This is a genomic window from Pseudomonas sp. Pdm06 (genome assembly GCF_014851795.1).
Lineage (GTDB): Bacteria > Pseudomonadota > Gammaproteobacteria > Pseudomonadales > Pseudomonadaceae > Aquipseudomonas > Aquipseudomonas fluorescens_AA.
Map to the genome: position 1 here is coordinate 105,154 of NZ_JACVAH010000019.1, position 24,308 is coordinate 129,461.

A 24,308-nucleotide genomic window follows, 5' to 3' on the forward strand; every position below is an offset into this window, starting at 1 on the left:
GTGTGGGAGCAAGGCTTGCCCGCGATGGCATCAGCTTGATCTGACAGACGGAACTGAGTCGCCTGTATCGCGGGCAAGCCTTGCTCCCACAAAGCCTTGCCTACATTGGACTGGGTTTCATCCGAGCCCAGCGCATGGAGCTAAGACCCGGCCATCCCACAGAGTTCCTCAACCCAACCCCAAAACCTTCAAGACAAATGCATATTCGAGCGCTACGTCACGCAATCCCTGGTAGCGCCCGCTCATTCCGCCGTGGCCGGCGCCCAGTTCGGTCTTGAGCAGCAGGGGGTTGTCGTCGGTCTTGGTGGCGCGCAATTTCGCCACCCACTTGGCCGCTTCCCAGTACTGCACGCGACTGTCGTTGTAACCGGCGATCACCAGCAACGCCGGGTAGGCCTGGGCGCGGACGTTTTCGTACGGGGCGTAGGCCCGGATCCGATCATAAACGTCTGGCTCCTCAGGATTGCCCCATTCGTCGTATTCGGTGACGGTCAGCGGCAGGTCCGGGTCGAGCATGGTGTTGAGCACATCGACGAACGGCACCTCGGCAATCGCGACCTTGAACAGCTCCGGGCGTTGATTGAGCACTGCGCCGATCAGCAGGCCACCAGCGCTGCCGCCGCTGATCGCCAATTGTTCGGCGGTGGTGAAGCCGTTGGCGATCAAATGCTCGGCACAGGCGATGAAGTCGCCGAACGTGTTGTGCTTGTGTTCCTGTTTGCCGGCGCGATACCAGGCTTCCCCCAGCTCGCCGCCGCCCCGCACATGGGCGATGGCAAACGCCACGCCGCGGTCGAGCAGGCTCAGCCGCGCATGGGAAAACCATGGGTCGAGGCTTTCGCCGTAAGCGCCGTAGCCGTACAGGTACAGCGGCACCGGCCGGCCGAGGGCCTCGCGCTTGACCACCAGGCTGATGGGCACTTGTGTGCCGTCTGGCGCCGTCGCCCAGAGCCGCTGGCTGACGTAGGCATCGGCATCGAACGGGCCCAGCACCGGGGTCTGCTTGAGTACGACCTGTTCGCCGCTGGCCAGGTCCAACTGACGGATCTGTGCCGGACGGTTCAGGGCCTCGTAGCGCAGGCGAATGCGGTCGCTGACGAATTCCAGGCTGTTCTGCACATGCAGGCTGTAGGCCGCGTCCGGCAACTGCACCCGATACGCCGGCAAGTCCTGGGGATGCACCTCGATGATCGGCAGGCCGCCCTCACGCAGGCTCAAGGTCATGGCCCTGGCGTTCAGGCTCAGGCCGTCGATCATCACCGTATCGCTGTGGGGGATCAGGTTCTGCCAGTCGGCCTCGGTCGGCGCCACGCCAGTGTCGGCGGCCTGGTACAGGGCGAAGTTGATCCCGTCGCGGTTGCTGCGGATCAACCAGGTCCATTGGCCATCGAGCAGGCCGTGGTCGACGTCGTATTCGTGGTTTTCCAGGCGTGGCGCCAGGCAGGTGAAGGGCTGTTGCGGTTGTGCGGCGTCCAGTACCCAGACTTCGCTGGTGGTCTTGCTGCCCAGGGACAGGATCAGTTGCTTTTCCGAGCTCGAACGATAGCAATGCAGGAAGAAACGCCCGTCCGGCTCATGGAACACTTCTTCGGCGGCGGTGCCGTCCAGGCGATAGCGCCAGAGTTTGTGGGGGCGGTGGGTGTCGTCCAGTTCACCAAAAAACAGCGTCAGGCTGTCGTTGGCCCAGGTCATGCTGCCGTCGCAATTGTCGAAGGACAGTTCACTGATCTTGTCGTTGGACAACTCCTTCACGAACAGGGTGTAGATCTCGTCGCCCGTGGTATCCAGGCTGTAGGCCAGGCGCTGGTGGTCGGGGCTGATGCTGAAGGCGCCCAGGGCAAAGAATTCACCGCCGGCCAGCGCGTTCGGGTCCAGCAGCAGTTGTTCGTGGCTTTCGTCCACGCTCAGGCTGTCATCGGCCGGGCGTGGGCAGCGGTAGTGGCGCGGGTATTCGTCACCGGCCGTGGTGCGGGTGTAATACAGGTACGGGCCCCAGGGCGAGGGCAGTGACAGGTCGGTCTCGAGGATCCGGCCCTTGATTTCCTGGAACAGGGTTTCGCGCAGTTCGGCCTGATCGGCGAGTTGCGCCTCCTGATAGCTGTTTTCCGCCTTGAGGTAGTCGAGCACGGCGTCGGTGTCGCGCTCCTGCAGCCAGGCGTACGGGTCAACACCGGCGTCCCTGCGGGCAATCGGGGCGTTGGAAACGTGGGCAGATAGGGACATGAAAGGCTCTCGAACGTTGTACGAAAAGGGACACGCGGCCTGGACAGAACCCACCACACAGGCCATTCGCCAGACGCCGGGGCAGCCTGACGCGCGAAAAGCCGTTACTATAAGCGTCTCTTTGCCTGCCTTGCCATGGACACCATGACCGAGAATGACTATCTGATCGCCTGGGGCCTCTACGCCTTCGCTGCCCTGGGCTGCCTGCTGGTGTGGATGCGCATGACCCGCTGGATGTGGCGCTGGTTGCGCGAACCGCTGCGCTTGCTGATGGCGGTGTTGCTGTTCAGCCCCACCGTCGTCGACCCGGTGAAGGACAAAGTCGCCCCGGCCTTGGCCATTGTCGCCCTGGATATCCTGTTCAAGGTCGGCAACAACGTCTGGCGGGCGGCGTCCGATCTGCTCATGTACGGCATGATCGCCTTCGGCCTCTACCTGGTGATCGTGCTGATCCGCTTCCCCATCGAGCGCGCCGCCAACGCACGCAAGGAACGGGCGGCCGCCGCCAAAGCCGCCGCCGCGGCCGATGAGCCAGAGGACGAACCACCGTTCGGTGTGGCCGGTGATGACCGCTACGGTCGCCCGCCTGTGCCGAGCAACCCCCAGCGTTCGCGTATCGAACCGCGCCTGTAAGCAGGCCTGCCCCTTGAAGCGAGAGTTCGAGCATGTGTGAGTTACTGGGCATGAGCGCCAATGTGCCGACCGACATCGTGTTCAGCTTCACCGGGCTGATGCAGCGCGGTGGCAAGACCGGGCCGCACCGGGACGGGTGGGGCATCGCCTTCTATGAAGGTCGTGGCCTGCGCCTGTTCCAGGACCCGGCCGCCAGCAGCGAATCGGAGGTGGCGAATCTGGTGCAGCGCTATCCGATCAAGAGCGAAGTGGTGATCGGGCATATTCGCCAGGCCAACGTCGGCAAAGTCTGCCTGTCCAACACTCACCCGTTCGTGCGTGAGTTGTGGGGGCGCAACTGGTGTTTTGCCCACAACGGCCAGCTTGCCGATTTCCAACCGGGCGTGAGCTTCTACCGCCCAGTGGGCGACACTGACAGCGAAGCGGCCTTCTGCGATCTGCTCAATCGCGTGCGCCAGGCCTTTCCGGAGCCGGTGGAGGTAGAACAGCTGCTGCCGTCGTTGATCGAGGCCTGCACCGAATACCGCAGCAAAGGCGTGTTCAACTGCCTGCTCAGCGACGGCGACTGGCTGTTCTGCTATTGCTCGACCAAACTGGCCCAGATCACCCGTCGCGCGCCGTTCGGCCCGGCGCGGCTCAAGGACGTGGATGTGATTGTCGATTTCCAGGCGGAAACCACGCCCAACGACGTGGTCACGGTGATCGCCACCGAGCCCTTGACCGAAAACGAAACCTGGACCCGCTACGAACCGGGCCAATGGAGCCTGTGGCGACGCGGCGAATGCGTCAGCCACGGCCGGACCGAATAAGGACGTCACGCTATGTTGCTCAGTTATCTACGGCTGGTGTTGTTCGCGGTGGGCCTGTTGGTTGGGGTCCAGGTGCCGGGCTTCATCAATGATTACGCCAAGCGGGTCGAGGCTCACCTGATCGAGGCGCAGACCGGCCTGCAAGGTTTCCAGGGCACCGCCAACCAGTTCTTCAAGGGCGACATGCAGGCCCTGGTGGCCCATTACCGCGCCAGCGAGGACCCGATCTTTCGCAGCGATGCCGACAGCCTGAACACCTTGCTCGTGCGCCAACAGGCCCTCGACAAGCAATTCCAGGCCATGCAGGGCCCGTGGTACATCCGCCTGCTGCAAGTGGCCCTGGCCGCCGATCCGGACATTCGCAAGGAAACCTGGAACGGCTACAGCTACCAGATCCTGCTGACCCCCGAGGCCATGGTCTGGGGCATCAGCGGCGCGATGTTGCTGTCGTTCGGTTTGGAATGCCTGTTCCGCCTGATCGACTGGGTGGTGTTGGGCGGCAAGCGCCTGCGTCAGAGCCGGCCGATTGAAGAGCGGGACCTGCGGGGGCTGTAAAGCCGCAGCCGGCTTCTGTGGCGAGGGAGCTTGCTCCCGCTGGTCCCTGTAGGAGCTGGCGAAGCCTGCGATCTTTTGATCTTTCGCTTGAGACTCAAGTGTCTGGGGAAAGATCGCAGCCTCGCTTCGCTCGACAGCTCCTACAATGCGGCCCAGCGGGAGCAAGCTCCCTCGCCACAACGGTGTTCAGCCAGGCCCTGCGTCTTACCCAATCAAATTTTTCTTATGACCCAGCCAGGGTTTTATTCGTTGGACGGGATCGGCCGCGCGCTCAAGAATCGGGGCAACGGTCTCCACGTCAGCGTCGTCGAGACTCACAACAATAAAACCGTGGAGAACCACCATGAGTGCACCCGACACGCTCGGCGTCCCCCAACCCCAGGCCCGTTCTGGCCCGTTCGATTGGTATCGCAACATCAACCAGCAGGAACGTCGCACCTTCTGGAGCTGCAAGATCGGCTACGCCCTGGACGGCATGGACACCCAGATGCTCAGTTTCGTGGTACCGACCCTGATCGCGATGTGGGGCATCACCACCGGCCAGGCAGGCCTGATCCACACCAGTACCTTGATCGCCTCGGCCATTGGCGGCTGGGTGGCGGGCATTCTCTCCGACCGGATCGGTCGGGTGCGCACCCTGCAACTGACGGTGCTGTGGTTCGCGTTCTTCACTTTCCTGTGCGGCTTTGCCCAGAACTACGAACAACTGTTGATCGCTCGCACATTGATGGGTTTCGGCTTCGGCGGCGAATGGACCGCCGGTGCGGTGTTGATGGGCGAGGTGATCCGTGCCAAGGACCGCGGCAAGGCGGTGGGCATGGTGCAATCGGGCTGGGCGCTGGGCTGGGGCATGACGGCGATCCTGTATGCGCTGCTGTTCTCGGTGCTGCCGCCGGAAGACGCCTGGCGCGCACTGTTCATCCTCGGCATCGTACCGGCAGTGTTCGTGATTTTCGTCCGCCGACTGGTCAAGGATCCGGAAGTCTATAACCAGACCAAGGCCCGGCTGACGCCGGAAAACCCAGCGAAGTTCTACGAAATTTTTGCCCCCGGCATTCTCTTCACCACTCTTCGCGCCTCGCTGCTGACCACCGGTGCCCTGGGTGGTTACTACGCCATCACGTCCTGGCTGCCGACGTTCCTGAAAAATGAGCGCGGCCTGAGTGTCTTGAGCACCGGCGGCTACCTGGCGATGGTGATCGTCGGTTCCTACGTGGGCTATGTCATCAGTGCGTACCTGTCGGACATCCTGGGGCGCAAAAAGAACTTCGTCCTGTACGCCGTCGGCTCCTTCACCATCGTCCTGCTGTACACCCAGGTGCCGGTGAGCAATAACGTGATGCTCTGGCTGGGCTTCCCCTTGGGGTTCTTCGCGTCGGGCATGTTCAGCGGCATGGGCTCGTTCCTCACCGAACTGTTTCCTACGCGCATTCGTGGTTCGGGCCAAGGCTTCTGCTACAACATTGGCCGGGCGGTGGCGGCATTGTTCCCGCTGTTGATCGGTATTCTGAGCCAGAAGGTGCCGCTGAGCGTGGGTATCGGGGCGTTCGCAGCGGTGTCCTATGGCGTGGTGATCCTGGCGGCCCTGAGCCTGCCGGAAACCCAAGGCAAGCAGTTGGAAGCCGAGTAACTGATAACCTGTGGGGCACGTGCCCCACAGTTAAACAAAGAAAGAATCTACAGGAGCGTTCACCGTGAACCGCCTGCTATTGAACTGCGACATTGGCGAAAGCTTCGGCAGCTGGACCATGGGTCTGGACGCCGAGGTGATGCCCTTCATCGATTGCGCCAACATCGCCTGCGGCTTCCATGCTGGCGACCCGAGCATCATGCGCAAGACCGTCAGCCTGGCCCTGAGCCACAGCGTGCGGATCGGCGCGCACCCGGCCTATCAAGACCTGGCGGGCTTCGGCCGCCGTTCCATGGCCTATGGCGCCCAGGAATTGCAGGACTTGCTGCATTACCAGATCGGCGCCCTCGACGGCATCTGCCGGGCCCAGGGCGGGCAGGTCAGCTACGTCAAGCCCCACGGCGCGATGTACAACGACATGATGGCCAACCCGGTGCAACTGCGCGCGGTGATCCAGGCTGTCGCGGCCTATGATCGGCAACTGCCGCTGATGCTCATGGCGACCCGGGACAACAGCGCCGCCCAGGCCTTGGGCGACGAGTATGGCCTGACCCTGTGGTTCGAAGCCTTTGCCGATCGCGCCTACGACAGTGCCGGCCGCCTGGTTTCGCGGCAAGCGCCGGGCGCGGTGCACCACGATCCCGAGGTCATCATCGGGCAGGCCCTGACCATTGCCCGCGCCGATGCGTTGACCGCCAGTGATGGTAGCGCCTTGCACCTGAAGGCCAATACCTTGTGCGTGCACGGTGACAACGCCAGCTCCGTGGCGGCCGTGCAACGCATCCGCGAAGCCCTGGACCGGCAGCGTGCGCCATGAAACCACGCTTGGAAGTGGTGGCGGTGGACTGCTTGATGGTGCGCCTGTTCGACGAGATCGCCGAGGCCAACATGCCCTGGATGCTCGCTGCCAGCGAGCGCCTGCGAGCGGTGTTTGCCGAACACCTGATCGATCTGGTGCCGTCCTACACCACCTTGATGGTGCACTACGACTTGCTCGCCCTGGACCCGGCCCAGGCCCGCGAATTGATCGACGAGGCGCTGCATAACCTCTCCCCGGATGCCCGGTCCGCCGGCCAATGCCACGTGCTGCCGGTGTGGTACGACCTTCGCGTCGGGCCGGAACTGGCGCTGCTGGCGAGCCGCAGCGGCTTGACGGTCGCCCAGGTGATCCGTCGCCACAGCGAACGCGAGTACCAGGTGTTTGCCCTGGGCTTCGCGCCCGGCTTCGCCTTCATGGGGCTAGTGGACGAAGCATTGGCTGCACCGCGCCTCGACACGCCACGCAAGCGCGTGGCCGCGGGCAGTGTCGGCATCGCCGAGCGCCAGACCGCGGCGTATCCGGTGGTGTCGCCCGGCGGCTGGAACCTGATCGGTCGCACCCCGACCAAACTGTTTGATCGTGAGCGCGACGGCTACAGCCTGATGCAGCCGGGGGACACGGTGCGTTTTGCCCCCGTGGACCACGCCGAATTCATCGCGCTGGGTGGCGACGATACACCGCTGGAGGCCCAGGCATGAGCCGGTTGTTGATCGAGGCCAGCACACCGCTGTGCCTGTTGCAGGACGCCGGCCGCTTCGGCGTGAGGCACCTGGGCGTGACCCAGGGCGGGGCGGCGGACTGGCTGTCGATGGCCTGGGCCAATTGGATGCTCGGCAATGGCCTGGACGCGGCGGTGGTGGAGATTACCCTCGGCGGCTTTACCGTGGTGGCCGAAGAGGATTGCGTGCTGGCGCTGGCCGGGGCGGACCTGGGCGCGCGAATAGACGGCCAGGGCGTGGCATCGTGGCGCTTCTTCAGCCTGCGCAAGGGCCAGGTGCTGGCGCTCACCCAGCCCGTGCTCGGTGCCCGGGCCTACCTGGCAGCCCCTGGCGGTTTCAACGCGCCTGCGGTGCTGGGCAGCCGGGCGACGGTGGTGCGCGAGGAACTGGGTGGCCTGGATGGACGGGGGCGGGCGCTGAGTCGCGGCGCGCACTTGAGCTATTCAGGCACGGCGACGCCGCGGCCCATGCCGTACACGCGGATTCCGGATTTCCAGCAAGCGCAGCCGCTGGACCTGATCCTGGGGGCGCAGAATGGCGCGTTCAGCGGGCAGAGTCTGTTCGACGCGTTCAACACCCCGTGGACGCTGGACAGTCGCGCCGACCGCATGGGCATGCGGTTGCTGGGCACGGCGCTGGAGTATCAGGGGGCGGCGATGATTTCCGAAGGTATCCCCCTGGGCGCTGTGCAGGTGCCGCCGGACGGCCAGCCGATCGTGCTGCTCAATGACCGGCAAACCATCGGTGGTTATCCACGCCTGGGCGCCCTGACCCCATTGGCCCTGGCCCGGCTGGCGCAATGCCTGCCGGGGGCACAGGTGCGGTTGCGGCCGGTGGTGCAGGAGGTTGCGCATCGGCAGCAGGTGGAGTGTTTGCGTAGTTTTCTCGACCGCTAAAAGCATCGCGAGCAAGCTCGCTCCCACAGGGGTCTTATGTACGACGAAGATCCAGTGTGGGAGCGAGCTCGCTCGCGATGAGGCCTGAACAGGCAACCAAAATCTTACTTGGACAGAAACCGCATCCCTTCCTCCAACCCCCGCAAGGTCAGCGGATACATCCGGTCTTCCACCAACTCGCGCACGATGTTGGTCGAGGCGGTATAACCCCAGGTGTCCTTGGGGTACGGATTGATCCAGATGAGTTTCTTATACTTCTCCATGAAGCGCTGCATCCACACATAACCGGCTTCTTCGTTCCAGTGTTCGACGCTGCCGCCGGCCTGGGTGATTTCATAGGGGGCCATGGCGGCGTCGCCGATGAAGATCACTTTGTAGTCGGCACCGTACTTGTGCAGCAAATCCTGGGTCGAGGTGCGCTCGGAAGTGCGGCGCAGGTTGTTCTTCCACACCGATTCGTAGACGAAGTTGTGGAAGTAGAAGTACTCCAGGTGCTTGAACTCGGTCTTGCAGGCCGAGAACAGTTCTTCGCAGATTTTCACGTGGGCATCCATCGAACCACCGATGTCGAACAGCAGCAACAGCTTGACGGTGTTGCGTCGCTCCGGGCGCATCTGGATGTTCAGCAGGCCGGCGTCCCGGGCGGTGTGGTCGATGGTGCCGTCGATGTCCAGCTCTTCGGCCGCACCCTGGCGGGCGAACTTGCGCAGTCGGCGCAGAGCGATCTTGATGTTGCGGGTGCCCAGTTCCACCTGGTCGTCGAGGTTCTTGTACTCGCGCTGGTCCCAGACCTTCACGGCCTTGCCCTGGCGCTTGCCGGCGTCGCCGACCCGAATGCCCTCGGGATTGAAGCCGCCGGAGCCGAACGGGCTGGTGCCGCCGGTGCCGATCCACTTGTTGCCGCCGGCATGGCGTTCCTTCTGTTCCTCCAGGCGTTTCTTGAATTCTTCGATCAGCTTGTCCAGGCCGCCCAGGGACTGGATCTGTGCCCGTTCTTCATCGGTCAGCGAGCGCTCGAATTCCTTGCGCAGCCAGTCCTCGGGAATCAGCGCCTGGAGGTGATCGTCGAGTTTCTCCAGGCCGTTGAAGTAGGCGGCGAACGCCCGGTCGAACTTGTCGAAATGCCGTTCGTCCTTCACCAGGATCGCCCGGGACAGGTAATAGAACTCGTCCATGTCGGCGAAGATCACCCGCTGTTTCAGCGCGTTGATCAGGTCCAGCAATTCACGCACCGACACGGGCACCTTGGCGGCGCGCATCTCGTTGAACAGGTTAAGCAGCATGGCAATCGCCCTCGCTCTTGTGGGACGAAGAGGATCAGCGGGTGCCGCGACGGCTCATGAACGCCAGGCGCTCGAGCAGTTGCACGTCCTGCTCGTTCTTGACCAGGGCGCCGGCCAGCGGCGGGATGGCCTTGGTTGGATCACGCTCGCGCAGCACCGCTTCGCCGATGTTGTCGGCCATCAGCAGCTTGAGCCAGTCCACCAGTTCGGAAGTGGAGGGCTTTTTCTTCAGGCCCGGCACCTTGCGCACGTCGAAGAACACGTCCAGCGCTTCGCTGACCAGGTCCTTCTTGATGTCCGGGTAATGCACATCGACGATTTTCTGCAGGGTGACGCGGTCGGGGAAGGCGATGTAGTGGAAGAAGCAGCGACGCAGGAAGGCGTCCGGCAGCTCTTTTTCGTTGTTGGAGGTAATGATGATGATCGGCCGCTGCTTGGCCTTGATGGTTTCATCGGTCTCGTAAACGTAGAACTCCATCTTGTCGAGTTCTTGCAGCAGGTCGTTGGGGAACTCGATGTCGGCCTTGTCGATTTCGTCGATCAGCAGGATCACCCGCTCCTCGGACTCGAAGGCTTCCCAGAGCTTGCCCTTCTTCAGGTAGTTGCGCACGTCGTGGACCTTGTCCACACCCAGTTGCGAGTCTCGCAGGCGGCTGACCGCGTCGTACTCGTACAGGCCCTGGTGAGCCTTGGTGGTGGACTTGATGTGCCAGGTGATCAGGCGCGCGCCGAAGGACTCGGCCAGTTGCTCGGCGAGCATGGTCTTGCCGGTGCCCGGTTCGCCCTTGACCAGCAACGGCCGCTCCAGGGTGATGGCGGCGTTCACGGCCAGTTTCAGGTCATCGGTGGCCACGTAGGCGCTGGTGCCTTCGAACTTCATCTGCAATTCCTCGAACGGTGTCGCCGGCCTGGCGAGGCGGGGCGCGCGAAATAGATATCGTGCCCGACTATAACGCGAGGCCCCGCCGACTGTGAACGCAGACGCTGTATTCAGTCTCTGAATGGGGCGTCACATGTTGACTCAGTCTCGGCTGCTTGCCAGTGGGCAATTGGCTGGAATGCATCGGTGGTCATGATCCGCGCTTGGTGGCGAGAGATATCATGGGGCCAAGGCCACAGGCCTAGTCGGTCGAAGGCGGTGGCTGTTCATAACGGGCGTTGAAGGCCTGGACGAAACCGTTGCGCAGGATCTGCAGGAAGGCTTCGAAGGCGCTGATGTCCTGCTGGTGAACGTTGCCGCTGAGTTCCACCCGGGTGGCGAACTGGTTCTTGCGCTGGTTCTTGAGGGCCGTTTCGCCTGTGCCGACCAGCGCTTCCCAGACCGAGCGGAAGATGTTCTTGTTCTTGTTTTCCACGTCCTGCTGCCAATCGAACACATCGACATCACGCAACAGTGGTTTGATGTAGCCGCGGAGTCGGGCGTTGTCGGCTTCGGCCTCGACCACCAGGTCGCCGTGGCCGGCATTGAAATCGAACTTGCCATAGGCTGCGGCGAAGTCGTTCAGGCGCTTGAGTTCGATGTTCGTGGCCCGCAGGCGGAAATCGAAATCTTCGAAATTGCTCAGCGGGTCGAAAGTGGCCTGCATTTCCAGGGGCGCATGTTCGGCTACCAGGGCTTTACCTTCGAAGCGGGCGTCGCGCTTGCCTTCGGTGTCGACCACGTTGGTCAGGTTGTAGAAGCTGGCGTTGACGTCGGTGGCCCGCAGGTTGACCGGTGGCTTGGAGTTGAAATTGCGAAAGGTGACCTTGCCATCCCTGATGCGTACTTCGTTGAAGGTGATGGGCAAGAGTTTGCCCAGTTGCTCGCGCCAGTTGGTGCCCCGGCCGGTCTGGGAGTTCTGCCGGTTGGCTCCGCCGTCGACGAAGTTCACCTCGGGACGGGTGAATTCCACCTCGGCCACCACCGCGTGGTCGTACCACAGCGAGTGCCAGCTCACCGACAGGTCCACCAGCGGTGCGCTGACGAACGGTACCGGGACCTTGCCGTCGACCTTGACGATTTCCAGGCCGTTGATCCGATAGGCACCGCGCCACAGGGCCAGGTCCACATCGGTGATCTGGCCGCGATAATCGCCCATGTTGGCCAGTTTGTCGTTCAGGTAGTCGCGTACCAGGTACGGCAGGGCGAAATGCAAGGCCACCAGCACCGCGACGAGGGTGGCGAACACCCACAGTGGCCAGCGATATCGACGCTTCATGTCAGTCAGTCTCCAGCGTTTGTTGGGGGAGCGCCTCCTAATGCCATTGACTGTCGCAACAACGGGAACGTTCGGTGCAACTGGACGCCCATGGGCAACAGGCATACCTTTAAAGGCTTAAATTCTCGCCGCATCAAGGACCCAGCCATGAGCCGTATATTCGCTGACAACGCCCATTCCATCGGCAATACGCCACTGGTACAGATCAACCGCATTGCGCCGCGCGGTGTGACCATCCTGGCCAAGATCGAGGGGCGCAACCCAGGGTATTCGGTCAAGTGCCGGATCGGCGCGAACATGATCTGGGACGCTGAAAGCTCGGGCAAGCTCAAGCCGGGCATGACCATCGTCGAACCGACCTCGGGCAACACCGGGATCGGCCTGGCGTTCGTGGCCGCCGCCCGTGGCTACAAGCTGATGCTGACCATGCCGGCCTCCATGAGCATCGAGCGCCGCAAGGTGCTCAAGGCCCTGGGGGCGGAGCTGGTGCTCACCGAACCGGCCAAGGGCATGAAGGGGGCCATCGAGAAGGCCGCCGAGATCCTGGCCAGCGATCCGTCCAAATACTTCATGCCGCAGCAGTTCGATAACCCGGCGAACCCGGCGATCCACGAAAAAACCACCGGCCCGGAAATCTGGAACGACACCGACGGCGCGGTGGATGTGCTGGTGGCGGGCGTGGGCACCGGCGGAACCATTACCGGGGTATCGCGGTATATCAAGAACACCTGTGGCAAACCGATCTTGTCGGTGGCGGTCGAACCTGAGGTTTCGCCGGTGATTACCCAGGCGATGGCGGGCCATGAGATCAAGCCCAGCCCCCACAAGATCCAGGGAATCGGTGCCGGGTTCGTGCCGAAGAACCTCGACCTGTCGATCGTCGACCTGGTCGAGCGGGTCACTGACGACGAGTCCAAGGCCATGGCCCTGCGCTTGATGCAGGAGGAGGGCATCCTCTGCGGGATTTCCTGTGGTGCGGCGATGGCCGTGGCTGTGCGCCTGGCGGAAAAACCGGAAATGCAGGGCAAGACCATCGTCGTGATCCTGCCGGATTCGGGCGAGCGGTACTTGTCGAGCATGTTGTTCAGTGATTTGTTTACCGAGCAGGAGACTCAGCAGTAGCCGTGAATTCACAGGTGTAGCGAGACGCTTTTGTGGTGAGGGCGCGCGCTCCGCACGCCAGCGGGAGCAAGCGCCCTCGCCACAAAAGCCCTCGCCATTGTAGGTTGAATGATTGTTCGATGCGTCAGCCAAGGTTCAGGTGGCGCATGTTAGAAAGTATTTATTGCGTTTCACTCAACAGAGCATGTTGCGTCAGACGGTTTTTACCCGGGCCATTAGGGATTAACATGGCCCCCGGCTACGTCGGGCAGTAGGCGTTGCGTCAGTTGTTTTTGGACAAGGAGTTATAAAAATGACCGTTTCGTTTGTCGCCAAGGCCTCGGTGTTGCTGCTGTTTTTGGGCAGTACGCTTTATGTGCATTTGCGTGGCAAGGCACGCTTGCCGGTATTGCGCCAGTTCGTCAACCACTCGGCGCTGTTCGCCCCCTACAACGCCTTGATGTACCTGTTCTCCGGCGTGCCCTCGAAGCCTTACCTGGATCGCAGCAAATTCCCCGAGCTGGATGTGCTCAAGGACAACTGGCAAGTCATTCGCGACGAGGCCATGCACCTGTTCGACGAGGGTTACATTCGTGCCGCCGAGAAGAATAACGATGCCGGTTTCGGCTCGTTCTTCAAGAAAGGGTGGAAGCGTTTCTACCTCAAGTGGTACGACAAACCGCTGCCGTCGGCCGAGCTGCTCTGCCCCAGGACGGTCGAGCTGGTCAGCCGGATTCCCAACGTCCGGGGCGCGATGTTTGCCCTGTTGCCCGGTGGCAGCCATCTGAATCCGCATCGAGACCCCTTCGCCGGTTCGTTGCGTTATCACCTGGGGTTGTCCACACCCAATTCCGATGACTGCCGGATCTTCGTCGACGGTCAGATCTACGCCTGGCGCGACGGCGAAGACGTCATGTTCGATGAGACCTATGTGCACTGGGTCAAGAACGAGACCCCACAGACCCGCGTAATCCTGTTCTGCGATGTCGAGCGGCCCCTGAAAAGCCGGCTGATGACCCGCCTCAACCGCAGCATCAGCGCGTTCCTCGGCCGCGCCACCGCGCCGCAGAACCTGGAGGATGAACACGTCGGCGGCATCAACCGGGCCTATGCCTGGAGCAAGTCGTTCAGTGACGGCATCAGCGGCCAGGTCAAGCAGTTCAAACGCAAGCATCCCAAGGCCTACCGGGTGATGCGGCCGGTGTTGGCGGTGGCGGTGCTGACGGCGCTTGGCTATTGGTTGTTCGTTTAAACATTGCGTAGTCCATCGAGCGCTGGTTATAGTCAGCGCTCTTCGGGTTTTCGAACCCACCCTTCAAGAGATCGGCTCATGCCTGCATCCCCTGTCATCGCGGTCGTGGTTCCAGCGTTCAACGCTGGCGTCGTGCCGTGTGGGAATCAGCAGCCTGCGCAGATCGGTCAATACCCCCCACCTGTCAGTAGCTCATCGGTGTACGCCGTCGTATCACCGCCGGGTGTTGGCATTCAGGGCTGATCGGCAACGGTTGCCATCCCCTGTGCCCGCCTGAAAAAAACTACTGGACTTCAGCTTCGGCTGAGTTGGCTTTTTGCCTGACTACAGGTGGTATCCATGTTTTCCCTTTCCAAAAACGCCTTATTGGCGGCGGCTTCCACGAGCCTGTTCGTTTTGCTGTGGAGCAGCGGGGCGATCTTTTCCAAGCTGGGCCTGGCCCACGCTTCCCCCTTCGCTTTTTTGCTGATCCGTTTTGCCATCGCGCTGTTCGCGTTGGTGCTGTTGATCCCCATGCTCAAGTTCAAGCTGCCCAAGACCGGCAAACCGATGCTGTACGCGGCGACCACCGGGCTGGTGCTGCTGGGCGCCTATCAGATCTTCTACCTGCTGGCCCTGCAGATGAACGTCACCCCCGGAGTGATGGCGACGCTGATGGGCGTGCAGCCGATCCTTACCGTGGTGCTCGTGGAGCGTCAGCGATCCTGGCAGCGCCTGTTCGGCTTGGCGCTGGGGTTGGTGGGATTGGTCATGGTGGTGTACCAGGGCATCGGCCTGGCCGGCATGTCCCTGGCCGGGATGCTTTATGGTTTGCTGGCACTGGTGAGCATGACGGCTGGTTCCATCATGCAGAAGCGCATCACCGATAACCCACTGGGCACGCTGCCAGTGCAGTACCTGGCCGGGTTGGTGTTGTGTGCGGTGTTCGTGCCGTTCCAGCCGTTTCACTTCGAATACAGCACGGGGTTCTTCGTGCCGGTGTTGTGGATGGCGCTGGTGGTGTCGGTGCTGGCGACGTTGCTGCTGTACCGTTTGATTGCTCGGGGCAACCTGGTGAATGTCACCAGCCTGTTCTACCTGGTGCCGGCGGTGACGGCGATCATGGACTACCTGGTGTTCGGCAACCGGCTGGCGTTGTTGAGCTGGCTGGGGATGGCGCTGATCATCGTGGGGTTGGTGTTTGTGTTTCGTAAGAGCCGCTGACCTTTAGAGGCTCGCTGACTGAACAACCGCTATCGCGAGCAAGCTTTGCTCCCACAGGTCATATGTAGTCCTTGTGGGAGCAAGGCTTGCCCGCGATGGCCTATTCAGCCACACCGATGGATTACCGGACAGAGACTTCAGCCGGTTTCACCACCCCAGGTTTCAACACCAACCACAACGCCGCCGCAATCAACACCCCGCCATACAAATGCGCCATCCCCAACGGCTCATCCAGCAGCAACGCCCCCCACAACACGCCGAACGGCGGGATCAGGAACGTCACGGTCATGGATTTGACCGGGCCGATGGAACTGAGCAAGCGGAAGTAAAGAATGTACGCCAGTGCGGTGCACACCAGGCCCAGGCCAAGCAGGGACAACCAGACGCTCCAGCCACCCCAACTGGCCGGCGGCTGGCTGATGACGCTGTAACCAAACAGCGGCAGCAAGAACACCGTGGCACCGAACATGCTGCCCAGGGCCGAGAGGCGGCTGTCCAGGCCTCCTTGGTGATCGAGCCAGCGCCGGGTGAGGAAACCGGCAAAGCCGTAGCAGGTCGTGGCCAGCAGGCAGGCGAGGGCGCCCATCAACAGTTGCAGGTCGAAGGCCACCGGGCCGGCGCGGGTCAGGATGCCAACGCCGAGCAGCCCCAGGAAGACACCGCTGACCTTGGCCAGGGTCAGTTGTTCGCTGAAGAACAAGCCGCCGATCAATACCCCCATCAATGGCGTGGTGGCATTGAAAATCGCCGAATAGCCGGCCGGTAGCACCTGGGCCGCCAGCGAATAAAACGTGGCCGGAATGCCCGAGTTGATCAGGCCCAGCACCATCACAACTTTGAGCTTGCCGCGAAAATTCCAGTCGACGCGCATCAGGGCCAGGATCACCAGCAGCCCGACGAAGGCGATGGACACGCGAAAGAATGCAGTGGGGATGGTGCCAATGACAGGGGCGATGATGCGCATGAACAGGAAGCTGGCCCCCCAGATGGCGGCCAATGACAGTAAACGCAGGATATCGACGAGGTTCACGAGCCACTCCTTCCTTGATGGGGTGGCAAGTGTCGCCGCCCTGCATAGCGATGGCAATGGTTGCGTTGGCGCGTGATTGGCCTCTAAGCTCAGTCGCCAATAACAAGCATGACCCGCCGAGGTTTACCTATGCCGCAGCCATGGCCCGCCCTCGAAATCGCCCGTTCGATCCTCGACGGCTTCGACGATTATCGTGAGCATTTCCGGCAGATCACCGACGGCGCCCGCGCCCGGTTCGAGCAGGCCCTGTGGCTGGAGGCCCAAGCGGCGTCGGCGGCGCGGATCAATTTGTATGAAGAAAAAGTCTTCGAAACCGTCGCCAGGCTGCACAAGGCCTTCGATGACGAAACACTGATGGATGTGGGCTGCTGGCCGCTGGTCAAAAGCGCCTACATCAGCCTGATCGACCTGCGTTTCGACGATGAACTGTCGGAAACCTGGTACAACTCGATCTTCTGCGGGTTGTTCAGCCACGACCTGATCAGCGACGGCACCATGTTCATCCACACCACCCGCCCCAGCCTGCGCCGGGCCCGTGCCGCCCAGACCCGCACCTACAAGCCCCAGGGGCAGTTGGACCGGATGCTGGCGAGCGTGTTCGCCGACTACCGGTTCAGCGAGGACTACGGCGACTTGCCAGGCGACCTGCAGCGCCTCGAAGCGCAGTTGCGCGAGAACCTGCCGGACTGGGTCTGCAAGGACCCGGAACTGACGGTGGAGCTGTTTTCCTCGGTGCTCTACCGCAACAAGGGCGCCTACCTGGTGGGCCGGATCTTTACCCGCGACGACCAATGGCCGCTGGTGATCCCGCTGCTGCACCGCGAGGGCCGGGGTATCCAGATCGATGCGCTGATCACCGACGAGGCGCAGGTATCGATCATCTTCTCGTTCACCCGCTCGTACTTCATGGTGGACGTGCCGGTGCCGGCGGAATTCATCGGCTTTCTCAAGCGCATCCTGCCGGGCAAGCACATTGCCGAGTTGTACACCTCCATCGGTTTCTACAAGCACGGCAAGTCCGAGTTCTACCGGGCGCTGATCAACCACCTGGCGAACACCGACGACCAGTTCATCATGGCCCCTGGTGTGCGCGGGATGGTCATGAGCGTGTTCACCCTGCCGGGCTTCAATACTGTGTTCAAGATCATCAAGGACCGCTTCTCGCCGTCGAAAAACGTCGACCGGGCCACGGTGATCGAGAAGTACCGACTGGTGAAAAGCGTCGACCGGGTCGGGCGCATGGCCGATACCCAGGAGTTCGCCGATTTCCGCTTTCCCCTGAGCAAATTCGAGCCGGCCTGCCTGGAGGAACTGTTGGACGTGGCGCCGTCCACGGTGTCGGTGGAAGGCGAGACGGTGCTGATCCGGCACTGCTGGACCGAACGCCGGATGACGCCCCTGAACCTCTACCTGGAAAACGCCAACCCGGACCAGGTGCGCGAGGCGCTGGAGGACTATGGTCTGGCGATCAAGCAACTGGCGGCGGCCAATATCTTCCCCGGCGACATGCTGCTCAAGAACTTCGGCGTGACTCGCCACGGCCGTGTCGTGTTCTACGACTACGATGAAATCTGCTACCTGACCGAAGCCAACTTCCGCCACATTCCCCAGCCCCGTACCCCGGAAGACGAAATGGCCTCCGAGCCCTGGTATTCCATCGGTCCGCTGGATGTGTTCCCCGAAGAATTTCCCCCGTTCCTGTTCGCCGACGCGGGGCAGCGCAAGCTGTTCGACCAGTTGCATGGCGAGCTGTACAACGCCGATTACTGGAAGAGCCTGCAAGAGGCGATCCGGGCGGGGAAGGTGATCGATGTGTTCCCGTATCGGCGTAAAGACCTGAATAGTGAGGCATGACATAAAGTCTGCTCAGTGAAAAATGGCATTTATTTGACTGGTCTGTGACAATGGCTAACTAACCAGACGGCAGTTTATAAGTTTGAGGCATCTATGAAAATTGAATCGATCCGATTGAAAAACTTTAAAGTTTTTCGCGATATTCACTTAAAGGATATTCCATCTTTTTTAATCGTAGTAGGGGCAAATGGTGCGGGGAAAACGTCTCTTTTTGACGTGTTCGGGTTTTTGCATGATTGTTTGAAAGGAAATGTTAGGCAGGCGTTAGATAGCCGAGGTCGATTTCGCGAAGTTATCAGTAGGGATAGTGATGGTGACACTATCCTTATAGAGATTCAGTATCGTATGCCAATCGCTGGTGTGAACAGGCTGGTCACGTATTCTCTTGAGATAGGCGATAAAAATAATATTCCTTATGTGAAGCGAGAAATTCTCCGGTACAAGCGCGGTCGTTATGGTAGTCCTTATCGTTTTCTGGATTTCGAAAATGGGCAAGGGTTTGCAATTACGAATGAAGAGGAGTTTCAGCGCTCCGATGAAGATCTTGATCGTGAATATCAATCGGTCGCTTCTGATACGTTGGCAATTAAAGGGCTAGGGCAATTTGAGCGATTTAAAGCGGCGAATGCTTTTCGTCAGCTAATTGAACAATGGCATGTGTCGGATTTCCATATTAATTCTGCTCGGGGTCGAAAAGAACCGTCAGGAGACTCTGAACACCTATCTGAGTCTGGGGATAACTTGCCGTTGGTTGCTCGATATATGTTTGAGCAGCATCCGGCGCAATTCAAAAAAATTCTGAACACCATGTCTAAGAGGGTTCCCGGGGTAACGACCATTGAGCCACTGTTGACGGCTGATGGTTATCTGACTCTAAGATTTCAGGATGGGGCCTTTAAGACTCCATTTTTAGATCGGTATGTTTCTGACGGCACCATTAAAATGTTCGCTTATATGGTACTCCTGCATGATCCTGCACCCCATCCTTTATTGTGTGTTGAAGAACCGGAAAATCAACTCTATCCGACGTTAATGCAGGAGCTGGCTGAGGAGTTTCGTGGTTACGCTCTACGCGGTGGACAGGTTCTGGTCTCAACGCACTCCCCAGATTTTTTGAATGCGGCGGAGCTTGATGAAGTTTGCTGGCTGGTAAAAAAAGAAGGGGGGACCGAAGTTCGGCGAGCTAAGGATGATCCGCAAATTGTAGCGTATATGGCCGAAGGCGATCAGTTAGGCTACCTGTGGAAGCAGGGTTTTTTTGAGGGGGCTGATCCTCAATGAGAAAAGAGCTCGTTTTTTTGTTGGAGGAGCGTTCCGCTAAGGTGATGTTGGAAGGCTTGCTACCAAGAATTCTTGATGCGCAAATTGAATTTAAATTAATTGCATTTGAGGGGAAGCAGGATTTAGAGAAGCGCATGGTGATGCGTATGAGAGGGTATCTGAATGCTGATGCAAGATTTATTGTAATGCGAGATCAAGATAGCGATCCGAATTGTACGGCTCTAAAAAATAGGCTGGTTAAAAAGTGTCAAGAATCAGGTCGGGGTAAAGTTAGCTTGGTTCGCATAGCTTGTCGTGAGTTAGAAACTTTCTATCTTGCGGATCTTGAGGCCGTGGGAAAGGCTCTCGATATCAAAGGGCTGAGTGCCAAACAGCAGGTCGCGAAATTTCGAAAGCCCGATAATATAGTTTCACCTAGTCATGAGTTGAAGGTTCTAAGTAAATACCGATACGAGAAAATTAGCGGTTCTCGAGAAATAGGGTTCCATTTGGCAGTTGATAATATTCGTTCTGATAGCTTTCGCAATCTTATCCAAGGCATAAAACGACTGGAGGAAGAGCTTCTTGCATTGTAAACAGCTAAACTGCCTCGGTCTTTAACCTCATGCAATTATTTTTCGGCACTTATCACTTCTTATGACCTTGCGTACCTGATGACTGACCAAGCCCCCGCTATCGACAAGCTGCTGAAAAACCTCGACCACGCCATGCTCGCCGACCGTCACCGGTTGCGGCGCCAGTTGCTTGAGCTGCGCAAGACGCCCGACGAGGCCAAGCTGGCCCAGTGGGTGGCGCGCATGCAGGCGTCGTGCGACCAGGTGCTGGCGCGCAAGGCCAGCCTGCCGGTGATCCGCTATGACGACAATTTGCCGATCGCCGCCAAGCGCGACGAAATCAAGCAGGCATTGCTCAAGCATCAGGTGCTGATCATCGCCGGCGAGACTGGCTCGGGCAAAACCACGCAGTTGCCGAAGATCTGCCTGGAAATCGGTCGCGGCCAGCACGGCTTGATCGGCCACACCCAGCCGCGCCGGATCGCCGCCCGCAGCGTCGCAAGCCGTGTCGCCGAAGAACTGGCCACGCCGTTGGGCGCGCTGGTGGGTTATCAGGTGCGTTTCGAGGACCAGAGCGACGCCAACACCCTGATCAAGCTGATGACCGATGGCATCCTGCTGGCCGAGACCCAGAACGACCGCTACCTCGAGCGCTACGACACGATCATCGTCGACGAAGCCCATGAACGCAGCCTGAACATCGATTTCCTGCTCGGCTACCTCAAGACCCTGCTGCCGCGTCGTCCAGACCTTAAAGTGATCATCACCTCGGCGACCATCGACCTGGAGCGTTTCTCCAAGCACTTCGATGACGCGCCCATCGTGGAAGTCTCGGGCCGCACCTTCCCGGTGGACACCTGGTATCGCCCGCTGACCCTGGAGCAGGACGAGGAGGGCAACCGGGTCGAGGACGACTTGACCGTCGACCAGGCGATCCTCGCCACCCTCGATGAAATCGCCGCCTACGAGCGCAGCGAGCGCCGCAGTCCTGGGGATGTGCTGGTGTTCCTGCCGGGCGAGCGGGAGATTCGCGACGCCGCGGAGATGCTGCGCAAGGCCCAGCTCAAGCACACCGAGATCCTGCCGCTGTATGCGCGTTTATCGCCGGCCGAACAGCAGCGGATCTTCCAGTCCCACCCGGGCCGTCGCGTGGTGCTGGCGACCAACGTCGCCGAAACCTCGCTGACCGTGCCGGGTATCCGCTACGTGATCGACAGCGGTACCGCGCGCATCAGCCGCTACAGCTATCGGGCCAAGGTCCAGCGCTTGCCCATCGAGGCTATTTCCCAGGCCAGCGCCAACCAGCGCAAAGGCCGTTGCGGGCGGGTCGAGCCGGGGATTTGCGTGCGGTTGTACAGCGAGGAAGATTTTCTTGGGCGGCCGGAGTTCACCGATCCCGAGATCCTGCGCACCAACCTGGCGGCGGTGATTCTGCAGATGCTGCACCTGCGCCTCGGCGAAATCACCGACTTCCCGTTCATCGAGCCGCCGGACGGCAAGGCCATCAGCGACGGTTTCAACCTGCTGCAAGAGCTCTCGGCGGTGGACCGCAACAGTCAGCTGACCCCGCTCGGTCGGCAACTGGCCCGCCTGCCGGTGGACCCGCGCATGGGCCGCATGCTGCTGGAAGCGGCGAAGCTGGGCAGCTTGCAGGAAGTACTGATCGTCGCCAGTGCCATGTCGATCCAGGACCCGCGGGAACGTCCGCCGGAGCGTCAGCAGGCGGCCGACCAGGCCCACGCCCAGTGGAAGGATCCGGATTCGGACTTCGCCGGGCTGGTCAACCTGTGGCGCGGTTTTGAAGAACAGCGCCAGGCCCTGACCGCCAGCCCGCTGCGCAACTGGTGCCGCAAGAATTTCCTCAATTACCTGCGCCTGCGCGAATGGCGTGATTCCCATCGCCAGTTGAGCTTGATCTGCCGCGACATGCAGTTGAGCCTCAACAAGGACCCGGCCGACTACCCGAAGCTGCACAAAGCGGTGCTCTCGGGCTTGCTCAGTCAGATCGGCCAGAAAACCGAAGACGGTGATTACCTCGGTGCCCGTCAGCGGCGCTTCTGGATTCATCCGTCATCTGGCCTGGGCAAGAAGCGTCCGCAGTGGCTGATGACCGCCGAGCTGGTGGAAACCACCAAGTTGTACGCGCGCATGGTGGCCAAGATCGAGCCGGACTGGATTGAACCGCTGGCCGGGCACCTGATCAAGAAAAACCACTTCGAACCCCATTGGGAGAAGAAGCGCGGGCAAGTGGTGGCCTATGAGCAGATCACCCTGTTCGGGCTCATCGTCGTCGGTCGGCGGCCGGTGCACTACGGTCCGGTGGACCCGGTGGTGTCCCGTGAGCTGTTCATTCGCGAGGCGCTGGTACGTGGCGAGATCCAGTCCAAGGCCAAATGCCTGGGCGCCAATACCCGCTTGCTGGAGCAACTCGACGAACTGGAAGCCAAGGCCCGTCGCCGCGACATCCTGGCGGACGAGGAAACCCTGTTTGCGTTCTACGACGCCCGTTTGCCGGCTGAGATTCACCAGACCGCGACGTTCGACAGTTGGTACCGGATCAACAGCCAGAAAGACCCGCAATTACTGATCATGCGCGAGGAAGACGTGTTGGCCCGCGAGGCCAGCGAGGTCACCGCCACGCAGTACCCCGACACCTTGCGTGTCGGTGACCTGACCTTACCGCTGAGCTATCACTTCGAGCCCAACCATCCCCGCGACGGCGTGACTTTGCGTGTGCCGGCGCCGTTGTTGCCGATGCTGCCGCCGGAACGCCTGGAATGGCTGGTGCCGGGGATGATCGAGGCCAAGTGCATCGCCCTGGTGCGCAACCTGCCCAAGGCCCTGCGCAAGAACTTCGTGCCGGTACCGGATTTCGTCAAGGCGGCGCTGCAACGCATCACCTTCGCCGAGGGCTCGTTGCCGCAGTCCCTGGGCCGTGAGTTGCTGCGCATGACCGGGGCGCGGGTCAGCGACGAAGCCTGGGCCGAAGCGGCTCAGCAGGTGGAAAGCCACTTGCGCATGAATCTGGAAATCGTTGACGGCCAGGGCAAGTTCCTCGGCGAGGGCCGCAACCTGGCCGAGCTGACAGCACGCTTTGCCGAGGCCAGCCAGGCGGCCTTGGCCGTGCCGCAAACGGCAAAAAGCCAGGCACCGGTGGAGGCGAAGGTCTTCGCGCCGGTGGCCGAGAAAACCCAGCAGAAGATCGCCGGGCTGTCGATGACGGTCTATCCGGCGCTGGTGGAAGAGGGCGGCGTGGTCAAGGAAGGGCGTTTCCCGACCCCGGCCGAAGCCGAATTCCAGCATCGCCGCGCCTTGCAGCGTTTGCTCATGCAGCAATTGGCCGAATCGGCCAAGTTCCTGCGGGGCAAGCTGCCGGGGCTGACGGAACTGGGCCTGCTGTACCGCGACTTGGGCCGCATCGACGGCCTGGTGGAAGACATCCTGCTCGCCAGCCTCGACAGCTGTGTGCTCGAAGGTGAAGCGAGCCTGCCCCGCGACGGCGCCGCCTTGGCTGCCCTGGCCGAGCGCAAGCGCGGCGGCTGGACCGAACACGCCGAACGCCTGGCGAAGCTGGCCCTGGACATCCTCAAGCTCTGGCATGGCCTGCAAAAACGCTTCAAGGGCAAGATCGACCTGGCCCAGGCCGTGGCGCTGAACGACATCAAGCAGCAACTCAGTCACCTGGTGTACCCGGGCTTCGTGCGGGAAACCCCGCATCAGTGGCTCAAGGAGCTGCCGCGCTACCTCAAGGCCATCGAACAACGCTTCGAGAAGCTGGGCAGCCAGGTGCAGAAAGACCGGGTCTGGAGCGGCGAACTGTCGAACCTCTGGGCCCAATACCAGGCCCGCGCCAGCAAACACGCCCAGGAAGGCAAGCGCGACCCGCAACTGGAGTTGTACCGTTGGTGGCTGGAGGAATACCGGGTGTCACTGTTCGCCCAGCAACTGGGGACCAAGGTGCCGATTTCCGACAAGCGCCTGGGCAAGCAGTGGGGAGTGGTGGAGGGGTGATGGCCAAGGCCACCAAACCCTTGTGGGAGCGAGCTTGCTCGCGATTGCGGTGAATCAGTCAACATCAATGCAGGCTGAACCACCGCTATCGCGAGCAAGCTCGCTCCCACAGGTTTTGTGTCGTCAGTAAGGGAGAATGGGCCAAACCCCCGCGTTTATGGCAAACTTCGCGCCTATAAATGCCGGTTCCGTGGTTTTGAGCTTCAAGGCCACGGGCGGATCCGGAATAAAGCGATGCCAGGGCTGCTTCCCCGGA

General features: G+C 61.0%; 19 protein-coding genes. 14 read left to right on the forward strand and 5 right to left on the reverse strand.

Annotated features, from left to right (window positions below; translation table 11 throughout):
- Positions 1-168 precede the first annotated feature (168 nt).
- Entirely contained in the window at positions 169-2,223 is a 2,055-nt protein-coding gene (locus tag IB266_RS26425) for a S9 family peptidase (protein WP_060738734.1), read from the reverse strand.
- A 135-nt stretch (positions 2,224-2,358) separates the two neighbouring features.
- On the opposite strand from IB266_RS26425, the gene IB266_RS26430 reads away from it, so the two are divergent.
- From IB266_RS26430 to IB266_RS26460, 7 genes are all read left to right on the forward strand, one after another.
- Positions 2,359-2,856: a hypothetical protein gene (locus IB266_RS26430; protein ID WP_053120114.1), complete on the forward strand. Its 498-nt coding sequence runs from the start codon at positions 2,359-2,361 to the stop codon at positions 2,854-2,856.
- A gap of 32 nt (positions 2,857-2,888) precedes the next feature.
- The gene (locus IB266_RS26435) at positions 2,889-3,665 is read left to right on the forward strand and encodes a class II glutamine amidotransferase (RefSeq protein ID WP_053120116.1); all 777 of its coding nucleotides are present in this window, start codon (positions 2,889-2,891) and stop codon (positions 3,663-3,665) included.
- Positions 3,666-3,677: 12 nt separating this feature from the next.
- Positions 3,678-4,220: a DUF2937 family protein gene (locus tag IB266_RS26440; RefSeq protein ID WP_192263410.1), complete on the forward strand. Its 543-nt coding sequence runs from the start codon at positions 3,678-3,680 to the stop codon at positions 4,218-4,220.
- 343 nt (positions 4,221-4,563) lie between these two features.
- Positions 4,564-5,850 carry an MFS transporter gene (locus IB266_RS26445; protein ID WP_060738732.1) on the forward strand — a complete coding sequence of 429 codons (1,287 nt, stop codon included), beginning with the start codon at positions 4,564-4,566 and terminating at the stop codon, positions 5,848-5,850.
- A gap of 64 nt (positions 5,851-5,914) precedes the next feature.
- The gene (locus IB266_RS26450; protein WP_192263412.1) at positions 5,915-6,667 is read left to right on the forward strand and encodes a 5-oxoprolinase subunit PxpA; all 753 of its coding nucleotides are present in this window, start codon (positions 5,915-5,917) and stop codon (positions 6,665-6,667) included.
- Positions 6,664-7,368, forward strand: coding sequence for a 5-oxoprolinase subunit PxpB (gene pxpB / locus IB266_RS26455; protein ID WP_192263414.1), 705 nt, complete (start codon positions 6,664-6,666; stop codon positions 7,366-7,368). The genes IB266_RS26450 and pxpB overlap by 4 nt, the downstream gene beginning before the upstream one ends.
- On the forward strand, positions 7,365-8,285 hold the full coding sequence (locus tag IB266_RS26460; RefSeq protein ID WP_192263416.1) for a biotin-dependent carboxyltransferase family protein: 921 nt from the start codon (positions 7,365-7,367) through the stop codon (positions 8,283-8,285). The genes pxpB and IB266_RS26460 overlap by 4 nt, the downstream gene beginning before the upstream one ends.
- Before the next feature lie 104 nt (positions 8,286-8,389).
- Here IB266_RS26460 and IB266_RS26465 read toward each other — a convergent pair whose 3' ends face one another.
- The 3 genes from IB266_RS26465 to IB266_RS26475 all read right to left on the reverse strand — a co-directional run bounded on the left by IB266_RS26465 (position 8,390) and on the right by IB266_RS26475 (position 11,766).
- On the reverse strand, positions 8,390-9,568 hold the full coding sequence (locus tag IB266_RS26465; protein WP_003198888.1) for a vWA domain-containing protein: 1,179 nt from the start codon (positions 9,566-9,568) through the stop codon (positions 8,390-8,392).
- Positions 9,569-9,602: 34 nt separating this feature from the next.
- Positions 9,603-10,448, reverse strand: a complete 846-nt coding sequence (locus IB266_RS26470; RefSeq protein ID WP_003184225.1) for an AAA family ATPase — start codon at positions 10,446-10,448, stop codon at positions 9,603-9,605.
- Between the two features lie 241 nt (positions 10,449-10,689).
- Positions 10,690-11,766, reverse strand: coding sequence for a DUF748 domain-containing protein (locus tag IB266_RS26475; protein WP_103310160.1), 1,077 nt, complete (start codon positions 11,764-11,766; stop codon positions 10,690-10,692).
- Between the two features lie 147 nt (positions 11,767-11,913).
- On the opposite strand from IB266_RS26475, the gene cysK reads away from it, so the two are divergent.
- The 3 genes from cysK to IB266_RS26490 all read left to right on the forward strand — a co-directional run bounded on the left by cysK (position 11,914) and on the right by IB266_RS26490 (position 15,322).
- The gene (gene cysK, locus IB266_RS26480) at positions 11,914-12,888 is read left to right on the forward strand and encodes a cysteine synthase A (protein WP_053120124.1); all 975 of its coding nucleotides are present in this window, start codon (positions 11,914-11,916) and stop codon (positions 12,886-12,888) included.
- A 292-nt stretch (positions 12,889-13,180) separates the two neighbouring features.
- Entirely contained in the window at positions 13,181-14,119 is a 939-nt protein-coding gene (locus IB266_RS26485; protein WP_103310159.1) for an aspartyl/asparaginyl beta-hydroxylase domain-containing protein, read from the forward strand.
- A 339-nt stretch (positions 14,120-14,458) separates the two neighbouring features.
- A complete protein-coding gene (locus tag IB266_RS26490; protein ID WP_103310157.1) occupies positions 14,459-15,322 on the forward strand; it encodes a DMT family transporter in 864 nt (287 codons plus the stop codon).
- A 121-nt stretch (positions 15,323-15,443) separates the two neighbouring features.
- Here the strand turns inward: IB266_RS26490 and IB266_RS26495 are convergent, their stop codons facing one another.
- Positions 15,444-16,352 carry a DMT family transporter gene (locus tag IB266_RS26495; RefSeq protein WP_192263418.1) on the reverse strand — a complete coding sequence of 303 codons (909 nt, stop codon included), beginning with the start codon at positions 16,350-16,352 and terminating at the stop codon, positions 15,444-15,446.
- 129 nt (positions 16,353-16,481) lie between these two features.
- Here IB266_RS26495 and aceK point away from each other — a divergent pair, with 129 nt between their 5' ends.
- From aceK to hrpA, 4 genes are all read left to right on the forward strand, one after another.
- Positions 16,482-18,206 carry a bifunctional isocitrate dehydrogenase kinase/phosphatase gene (gene aceK / locus IB266_RS26500; protein WP_192263420.1) on the forward strand — a complete coding sequence of 575 codons (1,725 nt, stop codon included), beginning with the start codon at positions 16,482-16,484 and terminating at the stop codon, positions 18,204-18,206.
- A 93-nt stretch (positions 18,207-18,299) separates the two neighbouring features.
- Entirely contained in the window at positions 18,300-19,487 is a 1,188-nt protein-coding gene (locus IB266_RS26505) for an AAA family ATPase (RefSeq protein ID WP_192263422.1), read from the forward strand.
- Positions 19,484-20,062 (forward strand): DUF4276 family protein, encoded by a 579-nt coding sequence (locus IB266_RS26510; protein ID WP_192263424.1) that lies wholly within the window; start codon positions 19,484-19,486, stop codon positions 20,060-20,062. The genes IB266_RS26505 and IB266_RS26510 overlap by 4 nt, the downstream gene beginning before the upstream one ends.
- A 78-nt stretch (positions 20,063-20,140) precedes the next feature.
- The gene (hrpA, locus tag IB266_RS26515; protein ID WP_192263425.1) at positions 20,141-24,052 is read left to right on the forward strand and encodes an ATP-dependent RNA helicase HrpA; all 3,912 of its coding nucleotides are present in this window, start codon (positions 20,141-20,143) and stop codon (positions 24,050-24,052) included.
- Positions 24,053-24,308: the final 256 nt, after the last annotated feature.

Bases quoted from the DNA above. Each gene is read 5' to 3' on its own strand.
- IB266_RS26425 (WP_060738734.1), bottom strand. From the start codon at position 2,223: ATGTCCCTATCTGCCCACGTTTCCAACGCCCCGATTGCCCGCAGGGAC.
- IB266_RS26430 (WP_053120114.1), top strand. From the start codon at position 2,359: ATGGACACCATGACCGAGAATGACTATCTGATCGCCTGGGGCCTCTAC.
- IB266_RS26435 (WP_053120116.1), top strand. From the start codon at position 2,889: ATGTGTGAGTTACTGGGCATGAGCGCCAATGTGCCGACCGACATCGTG.
- IB266_RS26440 (WP_192263410.1), top strand. From the start codon at position 3,678: ATGTTGCTCAGTTATCTACGGCTGGTGTTGTTCGCGGTGGGCCTGTTG.
- IB266_RS26445 (WP_060738732.1), top strand. From the start codon at position 4,564: ATGAGTGCACCCGACACGCTCGGCGTCCCCCAACCCCAGGCCCGTTCT.
- pxpB (WP_192263414.1), top strand. From the start codon at position 6,664: ATGAAACCACGCTTGGAAGTGGTGGCGGTGGACTGCTTGATGGTGCGC.
- IB266_RS26460 (WP_192263416.1), top strand. From the start codon at position 7,365: ATGAGCCGGTTGTTGATCGAGGCCAGCACACCGCTGTGCCTGTTGCAG.
- IB266_RS26465 (WP_003198888.1), bottom strand. From the start codon at position 9,568: ATGCTGCTTAACCTGTTCAACGAGATGCGCGCCGCCAAGGTGCCCGTG.
- IB266_RS26470 (WP_003184225.1), bottom strand. From the start codon at position 10,448: ATGAAGTTCGAAGGCACCAGCGCCTACGTGGCCACCGATGACCTGAAA.
- IB266_RS26475 (WP_103310160.1), bottom strand. From the start codon at position 11,766: ATGAAGCGTCGATATCGCTGGCCACTGTGGGTGTTCGCCACCCTCGTC.
- cysK (WP_053120124.1), top strand. From the start codon at position 11,914: ATGAGCCGTATATTCGCTGACAACGCCCATTCCATCGGCAATACGCCA.
- IB266_RS26485 (WP_103310159.1), top strand. From the start codon at position 13,181: ATGACCGTTTCGTTTGTCGCCAAGGCCTCGGTGTTGCTGCTGTTTTTG.
- IB266_RS26490 (WP_103310157.1), top strand. From the start codon at position 14,459: ATGTTTTCCCTTTCCAAAAACGCCTTATTGGCGGCGGCTTCCACGAGC.
- aceK (WP_192263420.1), top strand. From the start codon at position 16,482: ATGCCGCAGCCATGGCCCGCCCTCGAAATCGCCCGTTCGATCCTCGAC.
- IB266_RS26505 (WP_192263422.1), top strand. From the start codon at position 18,300: ATGAAAATTGAATCGATCCGATTGAAAAACTTTAAAGTTTTTCGCGAT.
- IB266_RS26510 (WP_192263424.1), top strand. From the start codon at position 19,484: ATGAGAAAAGAGCTCGTTTTTTTGTTGGAGGAGCGTTCCGCTAAGGTG.
- hrpA (WP_192263425.1), top strand. From the start codon at position 20,141: ATGACTGACCAAGCCCCCGCTATCGACAAGCTGCTGAAAAACCTCGAC.